Below are 21,032 nucleotides of genomic sequence, written 5' to 3'. Positions count from 1 at the left end.
CCATGACCGAGCAGCAGCTGCCCTCCTGGGCCGACCCGTCCGTCTCCCCCGCCGAGCTCGACCCGCAGGGCCTGTCGAGGCGTGGACTCCTGCGCCGCGCGGGCCTGTTCGGGGCGGCCTTCGCCCTCGGCGGGGCGGCCGTACCCGCCGCGGCCGCCGAACAGCGCCTCGGCGGCCACGACCCGCATCTCGCCTACCTCGTCGGCGACCACCACGTCCACTCCGTGTACAGCCACGACGCCAAGTACACGTTCTCCCAGCAGGCGCAGGCCGCCGCCAAGTACGGCCTCGACTGGATGGTGTTCAACGAGCACTCCAACTTCGGGCACGCCAACTACGGTGCCAAGCTGGAGCACGCCGAGATCGTCAAGGCCCGTGCGGAGAACCCGCGTCAGCTGATCTTCCAGGGTCTGGAGTGGTACATCCCGGCCGCCGAGCACTGCACGATCTTCGCCGCGCCCGGCCCGCACGAGACCGATCTGCTCACCCAGTTCGAGCTCGCCTACGACGGCAAGCTGCTCGGCTACACCGAGGGCTCGGCCGGCGCGACCGACACCGCCCGCAACGAGGCCCACGCGGTCAAGGCCATCAAGTGGCTCGCGGAACAACGCCGTTCGGGGTACGTGGACGACGTCCTCGTCCTCGCCAACCACCCGCTGCGCCTCGGTATCGACTCCCCGCACGAGATGCGCAACTGGCGGGACGCGGCTCCCGAGATCATGATCGGCATGGAGGGCGCGCCGGGCGCCCAGGGCGCCGCCCTCCCCGGCTGGCGCGGCGCGAACTCGATCCGCGGCGAGTACGAGAACAAGCCGTCGGCGCAGTCCTGGGCGGGCTACCCGGCGGACGCGTATCTGACGTACGGCGGCTTCGACTGGGCGACGGCCACCGTCGGCGGCCTGTGGGACGCGCTGCTCGCCGAGGGCCGTCTCTTCACGATCACCACCAACTCCGACAACCACCGCACGGTCTTCGACACCTGGAAGAACGGCGACTGGCCCGCCGGCCAGAACTTCGACAACACCGGCAAGCTCCCCGACCCGGTGAACACCGACACCCCGCAGCCCGGCAGCGACTTCTGGCCCGGCGAGTTCAGCCGCACCCACGTCGGCGTCACCCGCTACGGCTACCGCGCGGTGATGGCGGGCCTGCGCGCGGGCCGCGTCTGGCTGGACCACGGCCATCTGCTCGACGGCCTCGACGTCCGCCTGAAGCGGGACTGCGACGCGGGCCGGGGCGTCACGCTCGGCGGCCGGCTGCGCGTCCGCAAGGGCGAGAGGATCAGCCTGTACGTGACGGTCACGACCGCGTCCCGCCCCAACCCCCAGGGAATCCTGCCGGAGTTGGCGCACGTGGACGTGATCCGGGGCGCGGTGCGCGGCCCGGTGACCGACCGCGACTCCTGGCGGGCCCCCGACACCAAGGTCGTCCAGACGAAGGACGTGAGCGGCCGGAAGGGGACGTACACCCTGCGCATCCCGCTGACCGCCGGGGACGAGTCCTTCTACGTCCGGCTGCGCGGCAGCGACGGCAACCGCCATGGTGCGGGCTACCTCGGCGCCGCCGTCGACCCCAACGGTCCGATCCCGCACACGCCCGGCGACGGTGACCCGTGGGCGGACACGTGGTTCTATTCGAACCCCATCTTCGTCGACGTGGCGGGTGCCTGATGAGACGTCATCTCACTGTCCTGGGCTGCTTATTCGGTGCCGCCGTGCTGGGCGTGGGCCCGGCTGCGGCGGCCGGTGAGCCCTCTTGGGCCGAGACCGGTACGACGTACACCGACACGCTCGGCGGCGGGCAGGGGCTCGCCGCCCGGGCGGACGGCTCCCTCCTGCACCGCGGACTGGCCGACATCCCGTTGTCCCTGCGCGTCGAGGGCTGGAACCACGTCGGCGACCCGGACATCGCGAACGGCTACGTCTTCGACGCCTACCAGGGCCCGGACACGGGCACGTCGAAGATGTTCGCGGTGACGACGCCGGCCGGGAAGCGCTACGAGTACGTCCACAGGCTCAACCCTGGGGAGAAGATCAACAACTCCTTCGCGAGCGTCTCTCCCGACGGTCAGTGGCTGGTGTCGGGCGAGTGGGGCGACCAGAACCGACTCCAGGTCTTCCCCACCCCCGTCCTCAACCCGGCGACCCCACCGACGGGCGGAGCACTGGCGGAGGCGTGGCAGATCACTCTCGACAAGCCGGTACGGGACGTCCAGGGCTGCGACTTCGTGACGGACACCCGCCTGGTGTGCGCGTCGAACGACGCCACGGGCACCCTGTTCCCGGAGCTCCGCCCCCTCCTCCAGGTGGACCTCCCCCGCGAGCTGGACGGGCAGCCGATCACCGGCACGGTGAAGAGCCTGTTCGCCCTGCCGCAGCGCAGCATCTGCGCGGACGGCGCCTTCGAAGCGGAGGGCGTCGACTACGACGCGCGCAGCGGCACGCTCCGCGCGGAGGTGATCCCGCCGGGGGTGTGCGCGGTGGCGACCGCCGTGTACTCGTACCGCCAGGTCACGGGCTGATCGGAGCGCGGTACCGGCGGCCTCGGGAGCGGCCGGGAGAGGTACCGTGGGCCGCGTGACCACGGAAGAGTCGCTGCGGCCCCAGTCCCTCATGCTCACGTTCCTGGGCGACCAGGTGCTCGGGCGTGACGTCTGCGTGTACTCCGGCAGCGTCATCGACGTGTTCGCCCGCGTGGGCGTCGGCGAACAGGCGACCCGCTCCACCCTCACCCGCATGGTGAACCGCGGCCTGCTGCGCCGCCAGCGCGAGGGCCGCCGCATGTACTTCGGCCTGACCGAGCACTCGGAGGCGGTCCTGCGGGACGGTGAGCGCCGGATCTGGCAGACCGGCGCGGTGAACCGCCACTGGGACGGCACCTGGACCCTCCTCGGCTTCTCCCTCCCCGAGTCCTGGCAACGCCAACGCCACGACCTGCGCTCCAAACTCACCTGGTCCGGCTTCGGCCCCCTGTTCAGCGGCCTGTGGATCGCCCCCGGCGAGGTCGACGTCGCGGACCTCGTGGGCGAGTTGGGCCTGTCCGCCCATGTGAAGGTCTTCCGCGCGCATGCCGACGCGGGCATGGACATCGGCGCGATGATCGAGGAGACCTGGGAACTGCCCGAACTCGCCGACCGCTACGAGTCGTTCGTACGCCGCTGGCAGCCCTGGGAGACCCGGGCCCCGCAGGCCGACGAGGCGCTGGCGCAGCGGCTGCTGTTGCAGGCGGAGTGGCTGCGCGTGATCCGCCGCGATCCGCGCCTGCCGGTGAAGCACCTGCCGGACGACTGGCCCGCGGAGCAGGCGGAGAAGACGTTTCGGGGGGTGCATGAACGGCTGACGCCGCTGGCCAGGGAGGCGGCACGCCGCGCCATCGAGGTGGTCGCCGTCAACGAGTGACGTGGCCTGGCGCGGGGTGGCACTTCACAATGTCGCAAAAAGCTCGTGCACCGGGATGATCTGAGCTTCACTGGGGAATGGCCGTTGCACAACAACCAGGCATACCGCAGTTGACGGGGGCTTTCGAGGAGGCCGCGGATGCGCAAAGAGGTGTATGCGGAGGATGGACGGCGATTAGCCGTCGAGGTATCGGGCGATCTCGCCGGTTCTCCGGTGTTCCTCCTGCACGGCACGCCCGGCAGCCGTCTCGGCCCCGCCCCCCGTCCGATGCGCCTCTACCACCAACAGGTGCGGCTGATCACCTACGACCGCCCCGGCTACGGCGCCTCCGACCGGCTACCCGGCCGTCACGTCTCCCACGTCTCGGCCGATGTCGCGGCCATCGCCGACGCCCTCGGTATCGAACGTTTCGCCGTGGTCGGCCGCTCCGGCGGCGGCCCCCACGCACTGGCCTGCGCCGCGCTGCTGCCGGACCGGGTGACCCGGGTCGCGGTCCTGGTGAGCCTCGCTCCCTGCGACGCCGACGGGCTCGACTGGTTCGCCGGGATGACCGCGTCCAACACCAACGAGTACACCAAGGCCCTGGCCGGGCCCGACCAGCTGGCCGCCAGTCTGCACGAGCGATCGGTCGGCATCCGCGCCGATCCGCGCCGGCTCCTCGCCGAGCTGCGCTGGGAGCTGACCGAGTCCGATCTGCAGGTCGTCGCCGACGCCGGCATCCGCGCCATGCTCGTACGCAACTACCGGGAAGCCCTGAGCGTTTCGGCCGACGGGTGGATCGACGACGCGCTGTCCTTCTGCACCCCCTGGGGCTTCTCCCTGGACGACATCTCGGTGCCAGTGCTGTTGTGGCACGGAGAACAGGACATGTTCTCGCCGGCCAGCCACACTCGGTGGCTGGCCGAACACATCCCCAGGGGCCGCGCCGTCCTGCATCCCAGGGAAGCCCACTTCGCCTCGCTGCGGGTGCTGCCGACCGTCATGACCTGGCTCCTGGGCGGCCGGGCCCGGCTGGCGACCCACCGCTCCTGAGGAGAGGCCGCTCAGACCGGCAAGGGTTCCAGGTCCCGGTGGATGCGCTTGCCCTCGCGCACGCTCACCGTGTGCGGATGGTCCTCCCCCAGCAGCCGCATGAGATCGGCATGGGCCTTCTCCCTGAGCTGGTCCGCCTCCGGGAGCCGGTCCAGTGCGCGCAGTGTCACGGCCAGGTTGGCGCGGGCCACAATGGTGTCGGGGTGATCCACCTCCAGGGCTCCCTGGAACCCGGCCACGGCCATCCGCTCGAGCTTCTCGGCCTCGTGCAGTTCACCCAGTTCGGCCTGGATGTTGGCGAGGTTCACCGCACAGGCCAGGGTGTAGGGGTGGCGGTCGCCCAGCACCTCACGCAGGGTGGCGAAGTTCTGTTCCATCAGCGCGCGCGCCGGGACCGTCTCCCTGCATCCGCGCAGGAAGATCCCGAGGTTGTTGATCGCGGCCAGCGTGGACGGATGCCGCTGGCCGGGTGCTGACTGGTACTGGCGTACCGTGTCCTGCGCCAGCGCGAGCGCCTCGGCACGGGACCCGATGGCGTACAGGTCCGTCGCGTAGTTCAGGGTGCAGTCGAGCACGTCCGGGGTCGTCTGTGCGGTGCCTCGCAGCCGGTAGTGGTCGCGGGTCTGCCGGGTCAGGTCCCGTCCCTCCTCGACCCGTCCGGCCTTGCGAAGCGACACCGCGAGGCTCTTCGCGGTACGCAGGGTGTCGGGATGGGAGTCGCCGAACCTGCGGAGGTACGACTCGTAACCGGTGCTCAGGAGCGCGATCGAGTCACGGTACTCACCGAGTTCCCGCAGATCCCGGCCCAGGTTGGTGACGCTGCTCAGCGTGGACGGGTGGTCGGCGCCCAGGTCGTTGCGACGGCGATCGTAGATCTCCTGGTCCACGTCGCGGGCTTCGGCGTAGCGGCCGAGCTGGCGCAGGCACAGGGCACGGTTGTTCTTGGCACTGAGAGTGCGGGGGTGATCCTCTCCGAGGGTCTCCAGGAAGCCCGAGTGCGCCTCCGTCGCCATCGCCAGGGCGTCGTCGAAGCGGCCGACGCTGCCGAGGTCGATCGCGAGCGCGCTGGCCGTCATGAGGATGTGCGGATGCCCCGGGGCCAGCAGAGCGCGTTGGCGGTCCAGGGTCTCGGAGCCCAGCTCCTCCGCCTCCACGTACTTGCCCATCGTCCGCAGCACGTTCCCGATGTGGAACCGCAGGTGGAGCAGTTGGGCCTCCAGGTTGTCGGCGTTGCGCCGCGCCAGCACGAGTTCGTCCCGTGAGCCGGCGGCCGCGTCACTCTCCGCGATCGCTCGTTCCAACTGCACGACGTCCGCACGGCGCCTCGCGAGCTGGCGCCTCCACAGTGCCTGCAGTTCCTCGCCGAGGGAGAATGCCGAGATCAGGTCACCACGTCGCCACAGATAGCGCAGTCGGTCGATGAGCAGCTGTCGCGTCTCGGTCTCGTCGCACGTACTCGCCTCGGAGGCTTCCAGGTGCGGCCAGATCGCCGCGAAGTCGGCCTGGTTCGACGGGTCGTCGATCGGCTCCTCGCCCGAGGGCCGCGCCCCGGCCAGGATGCGGTGGACGACGTGCTGGGCCTCTTCCTGCTCCTTCGCGCTGAGCTGGGAGCGGATGACGGCCTGCACCAACCGGTGCACCTGGATCGACTCGGTGGCCCGGTCGACCTTGGCCAGTGCGAACCGGCCGATCTCCCGGATCACCTGGCCGAGGACCATCTTCTCCTGCAGAGTGGGGTCCTCGCTGGCGAGGACGCGGATCATCTCGTCGCCGTAGAGCAGCTTCAGCGAAATGGGTTCGGCCGCGAAGAAGGCGCACAGTTGCAGCAGTCGTACGGCTGCCGGTGAACGCTGCTTGAGCCGTTCGATGGAGACGTTCCAGGTCGCCCCGACCGGCTTCGGGTAGTTGGCGGGCTGGCTCAGGGACAGGACCCGCTCGGCCTGCTGATCCAGTTCCGCCAGATAGGTGTCGACCGGCGTACCGGTCTCGGCGAGCCAGGCGCCGGCCTGGTCGAGAGCGAGCGGCAGGTCTCCCACCGCGGCGGCCACCCGGTCGGCGTCCTCGTCCGAAAGGTCCGCCGCCCGGCGTCGCAGATGCTCGACGCTCTCCTCGCGCAGGAACGGGTCGATCTCAAGGGCCTTGCCGAACTGGAGCCAGGTCTGGTTGCGCGAGGTCACCAGGACATGCCCGCTGCCTCCGGGGAAGTGCTGGCTGACCTCCTGCGGCTCGTCGGCGTTGTCGAAGACGAGGAGCCAGCGCAGGGTCGGGCTCGACTGCCGCAGATGGTCGCGCACCTCCTGCGCCACCTGCGCCGCCTCGTCGCCGACCCGCAGATCGAGCCGGCCGGCGAGCGTGGCCAGCGAGGAGACGATGAGTTCGTTCTGTTCGGAGGGGATCCACCACACCAGGTCGTAGTCGGCGGCGAACCGGTGCACGTACTCCAGAGCGATCTGCGTCTTGCCGACACCGCCCAGCCCGGACAGGGCGTACACCGGCGAGGATTCGGCGGAACCGCTGCCGGTGAGGCCGTCACGCAGCCGCTCCAGCAGCGCGGACCGGCCGGTGAAGGAAGCGTTGCGCGGCGACACGTTCCAGAACCGCGGCGTGTTGCCCGGGAACCGGGCATCGGGAGTCACCTCGTCATCGGGCAGGTCGGCCGGCAGGGACGGCTTGCCCAGTGCCCTCAGCAGGGTGGACGCGGCGTTCTTCTCCGTGGTGCGGACGAGGTCGACCGAGGCCGACTCACTGAAGGCGGGCGCCAGCCGGAAGTCGCCGACGCGGACCCCGACCACCTGACGGCGTCCCGTGGGGTCACCGCCGGTGGCGGCCTCCCAGACCTGGCGGGCTCGTCCGGAGCGCTGGTAGGCCGCCGAGACCACGACGACGGTACGGTCGGCCGGGTTCTCCGCGCCGTCGCCCTCGGCGCCGACGTATTTCGGCATCACCCGGAATCCCGCGCGGGTCAGCAGCGCGGCGATCCACTCGGCCCACATCCGGTCCTCGGAGACATAGCTGAGGTGCAGGTCCGTGGGAAGGTGTGAGCGCGTGCGGGTGAACATCTTGTTGATGCGCCGACGCTCCTCCTCGTCGACCGCGGGCAGCGAGGTGACGTCCCGGTCGCTGATGACGCTGCTGAGCCGTTCGAAGGCCGACAGCAGGGAGGTGGGGTTCGCGCCGGCCGCGTCACCGAAGGTGGCCAGTGTCTCCTCGTACCCGTAGTAGGGCCGGTACGGGACCTCCACGGCACCCCAGTACGCGGTGAGTTCCTCTTCGGTCATGCCGGCGGGGAAGCCGTCGAACTTCGCCCGGGCCAGCGACCGTCCGGCGTCGGCCTTCTCCTTCTCCCCTTCATCGATGCGCATGGGGACGGGCAGGATGCGTATACGGCGCCGGTGGAACCGTTCGTGGATGTCGCGGGCGACAAAGGAGGCGCCGTCGATGCTCTGACCGCTGAGAGTGAAGCAGTCGACCAGGATGTCGGGCAGGTGGGCGGTGCAGATGTCGGCGATGTCGGACAGACCGGTGCGGCTGTCGATGAGGACGTAGTCGTAGTTCTCGCGCATGTCCTCGCGTAACGCGTCGAAGAACTCGCCGCCACCGAGGCGTTCGTAGAAGTTGTCCCAGTCGAAGGTGCTCACGGTCGCCGAGTAGTCGCGGTCCTGCTGGCCGGCGGTCACCAGGTCGAGCGTGCCAGGCTCGGGGAAGGACCAGTCCAGCGAGACGGCGTGACGTTGGACGCGCGCGTAGTCGCGGTACCAGTGCGGCGGCCGATCCTCGGTCGCGCCTTCGCCGACCGCGGCCCACGCGTAGTCCTTCAGCAGGTCGATGACGCCGGTGGTGGCGCCGAGGGTCGCCGGGTCGAGAAAGGGATGGAAGAACCGGTGCAGGCCAGGGGCCTCCAGATCCCAGTCCACGGCGAGCACCCGTTTGCCGTTGGCGGCAAGGATCCAAGCGGTGTTGGCGAGGGCCATCGTCCGGCCGGTTCCGCCCTTGTACGAGTAGAACGTCACGATGCGACCCTGGCGGCCGTTCGGTTCGTCGAGGCTGCTCATCGCGGACTTCCTCCTCAAAGTCCCGGCCGTGCCCAAGTGGGGGACGCGCCCGGCGGCGGCCCGGCGGCGCCCAGCTTGAAGCGCGGAGTGCTCTCGCCGGGCAGTGCTGTCCCGGCGCTGGAGAGGTACGAGTTCGCCGCCGCTTCGACCACCTGCGGCAGCAGCGCCCTGAAGGATCCGAGGTCCGGGATGCTCAGGGCACCGGCCCTCCCACCCTGCCGTTGCAGGCTGGTGGCGCGCGGCAGGGCCTCGTCGACCGCGGCGGCCAGTTCGTGCTGCCCGGCACTGCCGTCGGGGTCCGCGCTGTTCCACGGCACCACCAGACCGGTCGACGAGCGGTGTTCTGTGTCCAGCTCCCGCAGCCGCGCGCGGTGCTTGGGGTCGCGGAGCACCCAGCGATCGAGCAGCAGGATCTCCGGACCGTCGACCAGGTCCGCTTCCTGGTCCAACTCACGCACGATCACACGGTAGTTGAGGCCTTCGACAATATTGGCGACCAGCGTGACCAGCGGGTAGGCGGACTCGGGGTGATAGGGGTTCCAGTGCAGCGGCGTGGGCCCGTAGTAGAGCGGGCTGCGTCTCTCCGGCAGCCTGCCCAGAGCGCCGGCGGCCACGGTGATCCGCAGCGTCGGCCCCGTCGGCAGCGCGGGCTCGGGGGCGAAGGCGTCGTCCGCCCCCTGCAGGTGCGCATGGGTACCGGGTTCCACGGCGACAGTCTCACCGATCTCGACGATACGGCGGGCCAGATGGAGTACGGCGCGCTGATAGTCGGCACGGAACGAGCTGACCTTTACCAGGCCGTACAGTCCGTACTCCTGATAGCGGTGCCCTAGTTCGGAGTGCGTGTACTGCACATTCCGCACACACAGGGGGAGTTGGTGATCGCGCACCGGCGACCAGAGGGCCGGGACCACCGCGCTCGTCGCACCGATGCGCCGCTCGCCCTGACCCGTGGCCTGCCGACGGCTGAACACTGTCCATTCCTTGCCGCACCAAGGGCTGATGAAGTAGCGCGGGGAGTACAGCGGCACGAACACCCGGCAGGCGGCGAGGGATTCGGCGAGCGCGGTGGGCCAGTCGTCACCGGTGCGTATCGAGGTGCTGTCCATGAACCCCGCCAGATCGCCCTGCACGGTCGTCATTTCCCTTATATGGGCGCACAGATCGCCGTAGAGGCGGCGGACCCATAAGTTGGGTTCGGACTTGCCCAGGCCGTCCGAGGGGGTGTGGGCGTAACTGAGAAAGAAGTAGGGCCCTTTGGACGCTGTCCCCATGGATTCCGTCGGCACCACGCGATCCCCCGATCCCGCCTCCGTCCCGCGAGGGGCGGACACTCAGTGTAGGAACCGTGCAGCGTTTTGTGATGGGTCCGTGTGAATGCCGAGTGGACGATTTCCGGCCAGCCATGTGACGGCGAAGTCCACGGCCTCCCGCACGGGGAACAGCCGGGCGTCCGCGTATCCGACCTGCCCGCGGCACACGACGGATCCGGCACCAGGGGCGTGGCGCGCCTCGAAGGCCTCTCCGAGCGCTCCGAAGTCCTCGTCGTCGAGGTCGACGTCCTTGTACGCCATCCAGTGCCGCGCCCCGTCCCGCAGCACCACACAGCGGTATTCCTTCCGGGGCGCGCCGTCGACGCGGTACTCGGCGAGATGGAAGGCGCTGCAGCTCTCGTACCCCACACCGAGGAACAGCACCTGGGCCCGGGTGTCGTACAGCCGGCCGAGCGGAGACCGCGGGCCGAGGTGACAGGTCTCGTCGTGCCCGGCCACCAACTCGGCCGCACGCGCGCCCAAGGCGGCGAAAGACGTCTGCGGGTGTCCGCTGCGCACCGCACCCTGCGCGCACCGCACGGTCTCAGCGAGCCGGCCCATGTCCTCGGAGGGCGTGACCGCCGGGTCGAACGCCGGCATCTCCGCCAGGTACGCGTGACGCTGACGCCTCGTCATGTGCCGAGTGGCTTCCCGGTACGCCCGTGAGGTGTCGGAGTTGCCGGCGGTGAACGTCGGCACGACCACCGTCCCTTCGGGGCCCAGCGCGTCGAGCAGAGCCGCCAGGACCGCGTCGGGCGCCGTGCCCAGCCGGCGCAGGGACGCGTGCACCAGAAGAGTCGCCCCGGGGCGAACGCCCAGCCTTTCCAGCCCCTCGACGAGCGACCGGTCGTCGGTCACAGTCCCCTCCCCATGCCGTCGACGAATCGCCGCCCGAGCGGACTCAGCGAGGCCGTGGCCGACAGCTGTGCCCACTGCGATCGGGTGCGGCGCACGGCCTCAGGATCGCTCCGTAGCGGGTCGGTGGCCAGTCGCGCGTAGGTGTCGGCGAGCAGTTCGGCGGTCCGGGTGTCCGCCTCGTCGTACAGTTCGCACACGTCCAGCAGGGCGTCCAGGAGACCCAGCCGGAACCCACGGACCAGGTCCACCGCCATGCGCACCGGATCGGGGGCGAAACGCAGCCCGAGGGCGGTGAACCCGCCTTCCGGGACAACGAGTTCGGGCGCGGGGTCGGCGACGAGCGGGGTGACGGTCCGTACGTGCGCCGCCATGGCGGTGGCGACGGCAGGCAGGGACGCGCGGATGTGCGCCCAGGATTGCGGCAGCACGTGCTGCCATCGTGCGACGTCCTCGTCCGGCAACCGCTCCGCGGCCAAGCCGCCGAAACAGTCCCGGTAGAGGTCGACGTCGTCCAGAGCGATGTCCACCCCGGCGACCTGGATCCGGCGTACGCCTTCCCAGCCCGCCGTCCCGTCGACCAGCTGGTCCCTGGTCACCCGCAGGTTCCCGGAGACGACGTTGCCGGAGGCCACGGGCGCGCGCAGGCGCCCGAGCATCGGCAGATGGGCGTACCCGTCGCGCACGGGCACCACCATCGCGTCGGCAGCTCCCGCCGGGAAGGCGACGGCCGCCACCAGAGAGGCCAGGTGATCGGGTGGAGCCGAGCCGTCCAGGCAGCGCACGGCCCAGGTGCGGGCATACGGATGGGCTACGAGAGGTGCGAGGAGCGCACCGTCTCGCGCGCCCAGGTCCAGGGCCAGCCGCCAGGCGGCGTCCCAGACCTCCCGGTCGTCCGGCGCCCGCTTCCGCTCGATCGAGGTGATCATTTCCAGCGTGACGGATTGCCTGGTCTCGAGGAGCACCCGCGCCGCGGTGCCGTCGTCCGAGCCGTCGGCGAGGGCGTCGAAGCCTTCGATCGGCCGGTCCATGCCGACAGCGGTGCGGGCGTCGAGCGAGCGGATCAGCTCCAGGAGGTCCGCACAATAGACTGACGGATTGTCAAATCCCGTCCCGTCGCTGCGATGTCGGTGGGCGAACAGCCCACCGCCGCAGGACCGCACCACCGGACAGGCGCGACACTGCTCACACAGGCCGTCCAGCCCCTGCTGTCGAGCGATCATCCCGGGATGGTCCGCCACCTCGTCGAAGGTGTGGCGGAAGACCGTCCGTCCGGTGGCGGGTGCCCCGTCGTAGGCGATCTTGAGCGAGTCGGCTTGTTCATAGCTGCCGTCGGTCTCCACCACGACGACGTCGGCGGACTCCAGCCCCATGGCCTCGGTGAGGCTCGGACCGCCGCCGAGCGTACTGATCACCGAATCGAACAGCCGCACCGGCATCGGACGGCCCTGTGCGCTCCAACGGTCGTGGACGGCCAGCAGCCAGCCCGCGTACGGGGTGGCCGCACCCTCCGGACGCAGGGGTGGGGTGTCCCACGTCGCGTGGGGCAGCAGGAAGTCGATGCGAGGCGCCCGAGTCTCGGCCAGCGCGTCATAGACGGCGAGTGGATCATTGCGTACGTCGACGGTGCAGAGGATGCCCTTGAACAGATGACGGTAGCGATCCTCGTTCAGCCGATCGATCGCTCTGAGCACTTTGTCGTAGCTGCTTCGGCCATCCGCGTAGACGCGGTATCGATCATTGGCCGACCGATCTCCGTCCAGCGAGATCCCCACCCCGACGCCGAACTCGGCGAACAGATCGAGGTAGCGCTCGCTCAGCTGAACGCCGTTGGTGTGGACACGGAGTTCGAGATCACACACACCGTCCAGGGCCGTGTGCAGCTGTTCGCAGATGTGACGTAAGCGGGTCGGGCCGACCAACAAAGGCTCGCCTCCGTGCAAAATCACCTGCACGGAGGCGAGCATATGGCGCTTGGCGTGTTCCGCCAGCCGGAGTGCCGTCCAGGAGATCGTCTCTTCCGAGATCGCCTTGGGCCGGTCGCTCCAGCTCTGATCGGCCCCCTCATACACGTAACAGTGTTTGCAGGCGAGATCGCACCTGCTGTGCACCTTGAGTACGAGCTGCCGTAGCGGAACGGGCGAACTGGTCACGATGGAAGTGGTTACTGCCGTCAGATGGAGGAGTTGAAGGTCACCCCGGCCTCTTTGGGCACATGGCGGGCCGACAGGGCGCGACGCATCCCTCGGACGCTCTTCGGGTCGTGCGGAGCGTCGAAACGCACCGAGGCCTTGGGCGGCTCGGTGACGCCTACCGACTGCACAGACGTGCCTGCAGTGGTTCTTGCTGGAATGGTCACGGCATTCCTTGTCGGAGTTTTGAGGCCCCGGAGGGCAGAGGTGAGGAACCCTTCGCCGATTCGACGAAGCGGCTTTTGGCTGCACAATAAGGCCAGGCAAGCCACCACGGATACACGCGACCCGAAACTGGCTCCTGTCGGGTGACCGATCTCTCCGGGGGTGGACAGCCTTGGTCAGATTAACGGGTGTGCGCCTGGAGCGCCCCTCGAATCAGCTTTGAGCCCGGCCGTCCGCCCCTCGCGTCCGGCTGCTCAGGCGTAGAACCGCGAAAGACTCTGCAACACCGCCGCCGGCTTCCCCCCGCCCTCGATCTCGATCGCCCCGTCGACCGTGATCTGGACTCCACCCGGCACGTCCTCGACGTCCGCCAGCTTCGCCACCAGTCGGATGCGTGAGCCCACCTTCACCGGGGACGGGAAACGGACCTTGTTCAGGCCGTAGTTGACCTTTGTCGTGACGCCCTGGACGTCCAGCAGTTCAGTGAACAGGGGGATGAACAGGGAGAGGGTCAGATAGCCGTGTGCGATCGGGGCGCCGAAGGGGCCCTCGGCCGCGCGTTCCGGGTCGACGTGGATCCACTGGTGGTCGCCCGTCGCGTCGGCGAAGGTGTTGATGCGGTCCTGGGTGACCTCGATCCACGCGCTGGTGCCCAGGTCGCTGCCGGCCAGCTTCTTGAGTTCGTCGAGGCCGTTGACGGTGATGCTCATGAGGTTCCTTCGCTGTGGCCGTACCGGGTACGGACGCGGGACTTGAGGAGTTTTCCGGAGGCGGTGCGCGGCAACTCGGCCGCGATGACCACCGACTTGGGGATCTTGTACTTGGCGAGGCGGCCGGCCAGGGAGGCCAGTACCGCGTCGGGGTCGAGGAAGGCGCCCTCGCGGGGGACCACGACCGCGCGCGGCACCTCGCCCCACTTGTCGTCCGGCACGCCGATGACCGCGCACTCGACGATGTCGGGGTGGGTGAGGAGCAGGTCCTCGATCTCGGCGGGGTAGATGTTCTCGCCACCCGAGATGATCATGTCCTTGATGCGGTCGACGATGAAGACATAGCCGTCCTCGTCGACACGGGCGGCGTCCCCGCTGCGGAACCAGCCGTCCGTGAAGGAGGCGGCCGTCTCCTCCGGCAACCCCCAGTAGCCGGGCATGACATGGGGGCCGCGGATCACCACCTCGCCGGTCTCGCCGACGTCGACCGGTGCCATGTCCGGACGTACGACCCGTACGTCGCTGAAGAAGTGCGGTACGCCCGCCGAACCGGCCTTGGCGACCGCGTGTTCGGCGTCCAGGAAGAGCGTGCCGGGGGCGGCTTCCGTCATGCCGTAGCCCTGGAGGAAGTTCAGGCCGCGTTCCTGGTATGCCGCGATCATCGAGGTGGAGACCGGTGAGCCGCCGCAGGTGAGGATGCGGAGGGAGGAGAGGTCCGCGTCCGGCCAGCGCGGGTGGCGGGCGACCTGCTCGAACATCGTCGGGACGCCGAACATGAAGGTGATCCGGTGGCGTTCGATCAGGTCGAAGGTCGCCGACGGGTCGAAGGCCTCCACCAGGACGCAGGTGCCGCCCTTCAACAACACCGGCAGGGTCAGCATGTTCAGGCCCGCCGTGTGGAACAACGGGGCCGAGACCAGGGCACGTTCGTCGGCGATCAGGTCGTGGTCGACCAGGACGTTGATCGCGTTCCAGGTCAGGTTGCCGTGGGTGAGCATCGCGCCCTTGGGACGGCCCGTCGTCCCCGAGGTGTACATGATGATGCAGGTGTCGTCGGGCGTCACCGGTTGGTCGATCGGCTCGCTGGAGGACCTCGCCAGCTCCTCCTCGTACTCGGCGCCCACCTCCACGTACGACCGTACGTCCGTGTCGCCCGGCAGGCCCGCGACCAGGCCCGCGTACTGGGGGCCGTAGACGAGCGCCTTGGCGCCGGAGTCGGCGAGCTGGTAGGCGATCTCCGGGCCGGCGAGGCGGATGTTGAGCGGGACGAAGACCGCGCCGAGGGTGCCCGCCGCGAACAGCGTCTCCAGGTAGGAGGGGTGGTTCGGGCCGAGGTAGGCGATCCGGTCGCCGCGGCGGACGCCCCGGGCCCGCAGGGCGTGCGCGAGGCGGGTCGTGCGCTCGTACAGCTGGGCGTACGTCCATGTCGTGTCGCCGTGCACCAGTGCGGTGCGGTGCGGGGTCTTGCGGGCCCGGCGTGCGGGCCACGACCCCAGTCCCTCGTTGCGCATGTACGGCCCCTTATGACTTTGTCAGCCCGAGCAGGCGGGCGGCGTTCTCCTTGAGGATCTTCGGCTTCACCTCGTCCTTGATCGACAGCTTCCCGAAGTCGGCGAGCCAGCGGTCGGGGGTGAGGACGGGGAAGTCGGAGCCGAAGAGGACCTTGTCCTTGAGCAGGGTGTTGGCGTACTGGACGAGCTGCGGCGGGAAGTACTTCGGGGACCAGCCGGAGAGGTCGATGTGGACGCCCGGCTTGTGGGTGGCGACCGCGAGGGCCTCGTCCTGCCAGGGGAAGGACGGGTGCGCCAGGATGATCTTCAGGTGCGGGAAGTCGGCCGCCACGTCGTCCACGTGGAGGGGGTTGGAGTACTTCAGGCGGATGCCGCCGCCCCCCGGGACTCCGGCGCCGATGCCCGTCTGGCCGGTGTGGAAGAGGGCGATCGTGCCGGTCTCCTCGATGACCTCGTAGAGGTCGTACGCCACCGAGCGGTCGTTGGGGAAGAAGCCCTGGATGCTGGGGTGGAACTTGAAGCCCTTCACCCCGTACTCCTCGACCAGGCGGCGGGCCTGCTTGACGCCCGCCTTGCCGCGGAAGGGGTCGATGGAGGCGAAGGGGATCAGGACGTCCGCGTTCGCGGCGGCCGCCTCCGCGACCTCCTCGTTCGGGACCGGCGCGGTGCCGGTCGCGGACTCGGCGTCGACCGTGAAGATCACGGCGGCCATCTTCCGCTCGCGGTAGTAGGCGGCCGTCTCCTCCAGCGTCGGCTTCCGCTTGCCCTCGACCTTGAAGTAGGCGGAGGAGGCGTCGTGCAGGTCGTCGTCGAGGGAGGAGTGGCCCTTCGACGAGACCTCCGCATGGGTGTGTACGTCGATGGCGACCAGTTCGTCGATGTCCATCACGCCTCCGGGAGCTTCGGGGCCGGGATGCCGACCGACTGGAGTTCGGCGCCGACCGAGGTGGGGAAGGCGTCGGCGAGGGTGTCCGGGGTCCAGCCGCCGTCGGCGTACGCCGCCTTGATCTCCTGCGGATGCGACCAGAGTGCCACCTTGTCGCCGCCGATGCCGATGGCCTGGCCGGTGATGGAGCGGGCGGCCTCGGAGGCGAGGAAGGGGACGAGGGCGGCGCAGTCCTCGGGGGTGCCGAAGCCCTCGCCCTTGCGCAGGAAGTCCGGGAGCGGCTCGCCGTTCCTCATGGCCTCGATGTACGGGGCGAAGGCGGGGATGGTCTCGGTCATCGCGGTCGCGGCGACCGGCACGATGGCGTTGACGGTGATGCCCGCGCGCCCCAGCTCCATGGACCAGGTACGGGCCATGGCGGCGATGCCGGCCTTGGCGGCGGCGTAGTTGGTCTGGCCGAAGTTGCCGCGCTGGCCGGCCGGGGAGCCGACCAGGATCAGCGAGCCGCCCTCGCCCTGCTCGCGCATGCGGACGGCCGCGGCACGGGCGCAGGTGAAGGTGCCCTTGAGATGGGTGGTGATCACCGCGTCGAAGTCGTCGTCGGTCATCTTCCACAGCACCTTGTCGCGCAGGATGCCCGCGTTGGTGACCAGGACGTCGAGCCGTCCGAACTCCGCCACGGCCCGGTCGACCAGGCGCTGTGCCGCCTCGCTGGTGCCGACCGGGACGACCTCGGCGACGGCCGTGCCGCCGGCCTCGGCGATGGACTTCACGGCCTGCTCGGCCACGGCCTCGTCGACGTCGTTGACGACCACGGAGGCGCCGTGGGCGGCGAGGGCGTGCGCATAGGCGAGGCCGAGGCCCCGGCCGCTGCCGGTGACGACGGCGACCTTGCCGGAGAGATCGATGCTGGGCACGGGGGAGGTCCCTTCACGAGCTGATGCGGGGGACGCGCCCTGGAGGCGCGTCGCTGCGGCTTCGAGATCGAAGCTAAGAGCAATAATTGTTGACGTCAATAGTTGTTGGCGACCCACGGGTGCGTCATGCTGGAATCTGCACGCCGGTACCGCGACCCAGGGAGCCCGCCATCACTCGCCAGCACGCCACCCCCAAGCCCATCGACGCGGACGAGCCGTGGATGCGCGGGCTGCACGCGGACACCGGCTATCTGCTCTACCGCCTGGGACTCCGCTCGGGTCAGCTCTTCAACACGTTCCTCCAGGAGTCCGGGCTGCGGCTGCGCCACTACGCGGTGCTGCGCTATCTCGCCGGTTCCGCGGGCGCCCTCCAGCGGGAGCTGAGCACCCGACTCGGTTACGACCCGAGCGCGATCGTCGGCCTGGTCGACGACCTGGAGAAGCTGGACCTCACCGAGCGCCGGCCCTCCCCCGACGACCGCCGCAGCAAGATCGTCGTCCTCACCGAGAAGGGCCGCGCCTTCCTCCGCGACACCGACGAGGCGGGACGGCGGGTGACCAACGACCTGCTGGAGCCGCTGGACGCCGGGGAGCGCGACGCGCTGCACGCGCTGCTGCTGAGGATCGCCGACCAGCCATGACCGGTCAGCCGAGGGTCCGCTCACGCGACGCCGCCACCGCGCCCGAGCGGCTGCTGTCCGTGCTGGGCGCGTTCGACCACGGGCACCCGGCGCTGAGCCTGACGGACATCAGCCGCCGGGCGGGGCTGAGCCTGACCACCGCGCACCGGCTCGTGGGCGCCCTCACCGAGTGGGGCGCCCTGGAGCGGGACGACTCCGGCGTCTACCACGTGGGCCTGCGGCTGTGGGAGGTCGCCGCCCTCGCCCCGCGCGGGCTCGCGCTGCGGCAGATCGCGCTGCCGTATCTGGAGGACCTGTACGAAGCGACGCACGAGAACGTGCAGTTGGCGGTCCGGGACGGCACGGACGTCGTCTACATCGAGTGGCTGTCGGGGCGTTCGTCGGTCGGCGTGCACATCCGGGTCGGCGCCCGCTGGCCGCTGCACGCCACCGGCGTCGGGCTCGCGCTGCTCGCCCATGACACCCCGGAGTTCCAGGAGCGGTACTGCGCGGGCACCCTCGCCTCCTTCACCCCGTACACGATCACGGACCCGGCACGACTGCGCCGGGCCCTGGCCGAGACCCGGCGCACGGGGGTGGCGGTGAGCGACCGCCAGGTCACCGACGACGCGCTGTCGGTGGCCGCCCCCGTGCGCGGGACCGGCGGGGCGGTGGTGGCCGCCGTGTCGATCGTGGTGCCCCAAGTCGCCGCGCAGGTACCGGTGTTGGTACCGGCGGTGCGGGTCGCCGCGCGCGGGATATCGCGGGCGTTGGGGTGGCGGCCGGAGAAGTGAGGGTCCGGGCCGGGGCAGTTGCCGGCGCCGGCGGGCCGGGAAGCCGATCATGACCGCGCCCCGCTGACTGGTGCGCGGATATCCCTCTCACCGGCGAGGCCGCGCCCCGGACCGCTCGCGATACTGGAACGGCCCCTGCCCCGAGGAGCCGCCGATGTCCGCTCACCCCTGGTTCGCACCGCTGGTCAAGCGGGTGCGTACGGCGAATCCGTACGTCGTCGACACCGCGCTCGCCGCCCTCGTGCTGTTCGCCGCCTCGCTTCAGTGGATCTTCCCCGACGAGGGGGACGACCGGCTGACCTGGCAGGGCTGGCTGCTCGGCGCCGCCACCGCCGTCCCCCTGATCTGGCGGCACCGGGCGCCGTTCGCGATGGCCTGCGCGGTGTCGGTGGCCACCCCCGCCCAGGCGCTGTACCACGCGCCGCCGCCGGACCTGATGTACGGCGGGTTCGTGGTCCTGTACACCATGGCCGCCCTCGGCACGCCCTGGCAGCGGCGCTTCATGCTGGTGGGCTGGACGATCGGGGTCACGCTCGTCATGACGCACAAGGAGAGCCCGGAACCCTTCGAGTACGCCTTCCAGCTGATGAGCGTGGCCTGCGCCTACGCGTTCGGTGTGCTGGCCCGGGTCCAGCGCGCCTACACCGCCGAACTGGAGGACCGGGCGCGGCGGTTGGAGCGGGAGCGGGCCGCGGACACTGCGCGGGCGACGGCGCAGGAGCGGGCCCGGATCGCCCGGGACATGCACGACATCCTGGCCCACGCGGTGAGCCTGATGGTGGTGCAGGCCGAGGCCGGTCCGGTGGTGGTCCGCAGTGATCCGGCGCGCGCGGAGGCCGCGTTCGACGCGATCGCGGGGGCGGGCCGGGACGCGATGGCACAGCTGCGCCGCATCCTCGGCGTCCTCAAGGAGGAGCAGCGCAACGGGACTTCACCGCAGCCCGGCATCCGGGCACTGCCGGCGCTGGTCCGACAGGTGGGTGAATCCACCGGCCTGCGGGTGCGGTTGAGCACGACCGGCGAGCCGCTTCCCCTCCCACCGGACACCGACATCGCCGCCTATCGGGTGGTGCAGGAGGCGCTCACCAATACCGTCAAGCACGCGTACGCTTCCTCCGCGACCGTCGAACTCGACTGGACGGAGGAGGCGTTGACGCTGACGGTGACGGACGACGGAGCCGGCCCCACAGGTTCGGCAGGGGGACCCCGCGGACACGGGCTGATCGGCATCCGGGAGCGGGCGGCCGCCTGCGGCGGCGAGGCTCGTGCCGGGCGCGGCCCGGACGGCGGCTTCCGGGTCGTCGTACGCCTCCCGGCCGGTGACCGGCAGGCGGCCCTCGGGTGAGCATCCGGGTGGTCGTCGCCGACGACCAGGAACTCGTCCGCAGCGGCTTCAGCATGATCCTGGAGGCGCAGGCGGACATCGAGGTCGTCGCCGAGGCCGGGGACGGCGCCGAGGCCGTCGCCGCGGTGCAGCGGCACGCGCCGGACGTGCTGCTCCTCGACATCCGCATGCCGGTGATGGACGGCCTGGAGGCGGCCCGCCGGGTGTGCGGGCAGTCCGCGTGCAAGGTCGTCATGCTGACCACGTTCGACCTGGACGAGTACGTCTACGAGGCCCTGTACGCGGGCGCCAGCGGTTTCCTGCTGAAGGACGTGCGCCGGGACGACCTGGTGCACGCCGTGCGGGTCGTCGCCGCCGGGGACTCGCTGCTCGCGCCCGCCGTGACCCGCCGGCTGGTCGCGGACATCGTGCGCCGCCGGCGGGAGGAGGCCACGGCCGAGGTCACCCCGGACCGCCTGGACGTGCTGACCGCCCGCGAGGTGGAGACGCTGCGGATGCTGGCGCGGGGGCTGTCCAACGCGGAGATCGCCACCACGCTGTTCGTCAGCGAGCACACCGTGAAGACCCATGTCAGCAATGTGCTGAGCAAGCTGGGACTGCGGGACCGGGTGCAGGCCGTGATCTGCGCCTACGAGACCGGGCTGGTGACGCCGGGCTCGGCTTAGGTCATGTCCCCGAGCTCTTCGAAGAGCGTCAGCTGCAACGAACCCGGTGCCTCCATACGGGAGTTGAGGGAGTTCCACGGGGTGCGGGTCGGCTCGGCGAGCACCTCGGCGCCCGCTGCCGCCAGCGTCGCCGTCGCGGCGGTGGAGTCGCCGACCTGGAAGGCGACGCGGATGTGCCCGGCGACCCGGCGGCCGACCTCCACGTCGTCGATGAACGCGGCATGGTGCGGATCGGTGATCTCCAGCGTGGCCCGGCCCGCCTCCAGGATCGTGACCCGGCCGTCGGGCGAGGAGAAGGCGGCCCGTTCGGGCAGGCCGAGGGCGTCGCGGTAGAAGCGCAGCGCCTCGTCGTAGTCATCGGCGGTGACGACGAGGCGGAGTTCACGGACGGCGGTTTCGTCGGACATGCGGGCTCCTTCACGATCGCGGGCACTGACATGGAGGGCAACTCGTCCACCGGTCCGTTGGTTCCTCCCCCTGAGGAGTGAGACCGGCGGCCGTCTCCCCCGTACGACGGAGTCCCGGAAACCGCTCCCTCCGGCGATCCGGCGCCACCCCCTCCCCCGCGAGTCTGAGG

General features: G+C 70.3%; 18 protein-coding genes. 8 read left to right on the top strand and 10 right to left on the bottom strand.

Going from position 1 to position 21,032, the window contains the following annotated elements:
* Positions 1–2: 2 nt before the first annotated feature.
* The 4 genes from EJC51_RS38885 (at position 3) to EJC51_RS38870 (ending at position 4,430) form a co-directional block, all read left to right on the top strand.
* Positions 3–1,670, top strand: a complete 1,668-nt coding sequence (locus EJC51_RS38885) for a PHP domain-containing protein (RefSeq protein ID WP_126275362.1) — start codon at positions 3–5, stop codon at positions 1,668–1,670.
* Entirely contained in the window at positions 1,670–2,521 is an 852-nt protein-coding gene (locus EJC51_RS38880) for a hypothetical protein (RefSeq protein WP_126275361.1), read from the top strand. The genes EJC51_RS38885 and EJC51_RS38880 overlap by 1 nt, the downstream gene beginning before the upstream one ends.
* A gap of 55 nt (positions 2,522–2,576) precedes the next feature.
* Entirely contained in the window at positions 2,577–3,398 is an 822-nt protein-coding gene (locus EJC51_RS38875; RefSeq protein ID WP_244363047.1) for a PaaX family transcriptional regulator, read from the top strand.
* 138 nt (positions 3,399–3,536) lie between these two features.
* On the top strand, positions 3,537–4,430 hold the full coding sequence (locus EJC51_RS38870; protein WP_126275360.1) for an alpha/beta fold hydrolase: 894 nt from the start codon (positions 3,537–3,539) through the stop codon (positions 4,428–4,430).
* An 11-nt stretch (positions 4,431–4,441) separates the two neighbouring features.
* On the opposite strand, the gene fxsT is transcribed toward EJC51_RS38870, so the two are convergent.
* From fxsT to EJC51_RS38830, 9 genes are all read right to left on the bottom strand, one after another.
* Positions 4,442–8,482, bottom strand: coding sequence for an FxSxx-COOH system tetratricopeptide repeat protein (gene fxsT / locus EJC51_RS38865; protein WP_126275359.1), 4,041 nt, complete (start codon positions 8,480–8,482; stop codon positions 4,442–4,444).
* 14 nt (positions 8,483–8,496) lie between these two features.
* Positions 8,497–9,756 carry a TIR-like protein FxsC gene (locus EJC51_RS38860; RefSeq protein ID WP_126275358.1) on the bottom strand — a complete coding sequence of 420 codons (1,260 nt, stop codon included), beginning with the start codon at positions 9,754–9,756 and terminating at the stop codon, positions 8,497–8,499.
* Positions 9,757–9,816: 60 nt separating this feature from the next.
* On the bottom strand, positions 9,817–10,653 hold the full coding sequence (locus tag EJC51_RS38855; RefSeq protein WP_126275357.1) for an AAC(3) family N-acetyltransferase: 837 nt from the start codon (positions 10,651–10,653) through the stop codon (positions 9,817–9,819).
* Positions 10,650–12,803 (bottom strand): FxsB family cyclophane-forming radical SAM/SPASM peptide maturase, encoded by a 2,154-nt coding sequence (locus EJC51_RS38850; protein ID WP_166682946.1) that lies wholly within the window; start codon positions 12,801–12,803, stop codon positions 10,650–10,652. Before EJC51_RS38850 ends, EJC51_RS38855 begins: the two co-directional genes overlap by 4 nt.
* Positions 12,804–12,823: 20 nt before the next feature.
* Positions 12,824–12,973 carry a hypothetical protein gene (locus EJC51_RS47970; RefSeq protein ID WP_166682945.1) on the bottom strand — a complete coding sequence of 50 codons (150 nt, stop codon included), beginning with the start codon at positions 12,971–12,973 and terminating at the stop codon, positions 12,824–12,826.
* 288 nt (positions 12,974–13,261) lie between these two features.
* Positions 13,262–13,717: a MaoC family dehydratase gene (locus EJC51_RS38845; protein WP_126275355.1), complete on the bottom strand. Its 456-nt coding sequence runs from the start codon at positions 13,715–13,717 to the stop codon at positions 13,262–13,264.
* Complete coding sequence (locus EJC51_RS38840) at positions 13,714–15,228, bottom strand: acyl-CoA synthetase (RefSeq protein WP_126275354.1); 1,515 nt, start codon at positions 15,226–15,228, stop codon at positions 13,714–13,716. The genes EJC51_RS38845 and EJC51_RS38840 overlap by 4 nt, the downstream gene beginning before the upstream one ends.
* Positions 15,229–15,238: 10 nt before the next feature.
* On the bottom strand, positions 15,239–16,114 hold the full coding sequence (locus EJC51_RS38835; protein WP_126275353.1) for an amidohydrolase family protein: 876 nt from the start codon (positions 16,112–16,114) through the stop codon (positions 15,239–15,241).
* Positions 16,114–17,031, bottom strand: coding sequence for an SDR family NAD(P)-dependent oxidoreductase (locus tag EJC51_RS38830; protein ID WP_126275352.1), 918 nt, complete (start codon positions 17,029–17,031; stop codon positions 16,114–16,116). The genes EJC51_RS38835 and EJC51_RS38830 overlap by 1 nt, the downstream gene beginning before the upstream one ends.
* 221 nt (positions 17,032–17,252) lie before the next feature.
* Here EJC51_RS38830 and EJC51_RS38825 point away from each other — a divergent pair, with 221 nt between their 5' ends.
* The 4 genes from EJC51_RS38825 (at position 17,253) to EJC51_RS38810 (ending at position 20,455) form a co-directional block, all read left to right on the top strand.
* On the top strand, positions 17,253–17,672 hold the full coding sequence (locus EJC51_RS38825; protein ID WP_126275351.1) for a MarR family winged helix-turn-helix transcriptional regulator: 420 nt from the start codon (positions 17,253–17,255) through the stop codon (positions 17,670–17,672).
* Positions 17,669–18,445, top strand: a complete 777-nt coding sequence (locus tag EJC51_RS38820; RefSeq protein WP_126275350.1) for an IclR family transcriptional regulator — start codon at positions 17,669–17,671, stop codon at positions 18,443–18,445. Before EJC51_RS38825 ends, EJC51_RS38820 begins: the two co-directional genes overlap by 4 nt.
* Positions 18,446–18,599: 154 nt before the next feature.
* Positions 18,600–19,790 (top strand): sensor histidine kinase, encoded by a 1,191-nt coding sequence (locus EJC51_RS38815; protein ID WP_126275349.1) that lies wholly within the window; start codon positions 18,600–18,602, stop codon positions 19,788–19,790.
* Complete coding sequence (locus EJC51_RS38810; RefSeq protein WP_126275348.1) at positions 19,787–20,455, top strand: response regulator; 669 nt, start codon at positions 19,787–19,789, stop codon at positions 20,453–20,455. Before EJC51_RS38815 ends, EJC51_RS38810 begins: the two co-directional genes overlap by 4 nt.
* Here EJC51_RS38810 and EJC51_RS38805 read toward each other — a convergent pair.
* On the bottom strand, positions 20,452–20,862 hold the full coding sequence (locus EJC51_RS38805) for a VOC family protein (RefSeq protein WP_126275347.1): 411 nt from the start codon (positions 20,860–20,862) through the stop codon (positions 20,452–20,454). The genes EJC51_RS38810 and EJC51_RS38805 overlap by 4 nt on opposite strands.
* Positions 20,863–21,032 lie beyond the last annotated feature (170 nt).

The sequence above is a fragment of the Streptomyces aquilus genome (assembly GCF_003955715.1).
GTDB lineage: Bacteria > Actinomycetota > Actinomycetes > Streptomycetales > Streptomycetaceae > Streptomyces > Streptomyces aquilus.
The sequence above is the reverse complement of the archived record's forward strand: the minus strand, read 5'-3'. Positions and strand labels throughout refer to the sequence as shown.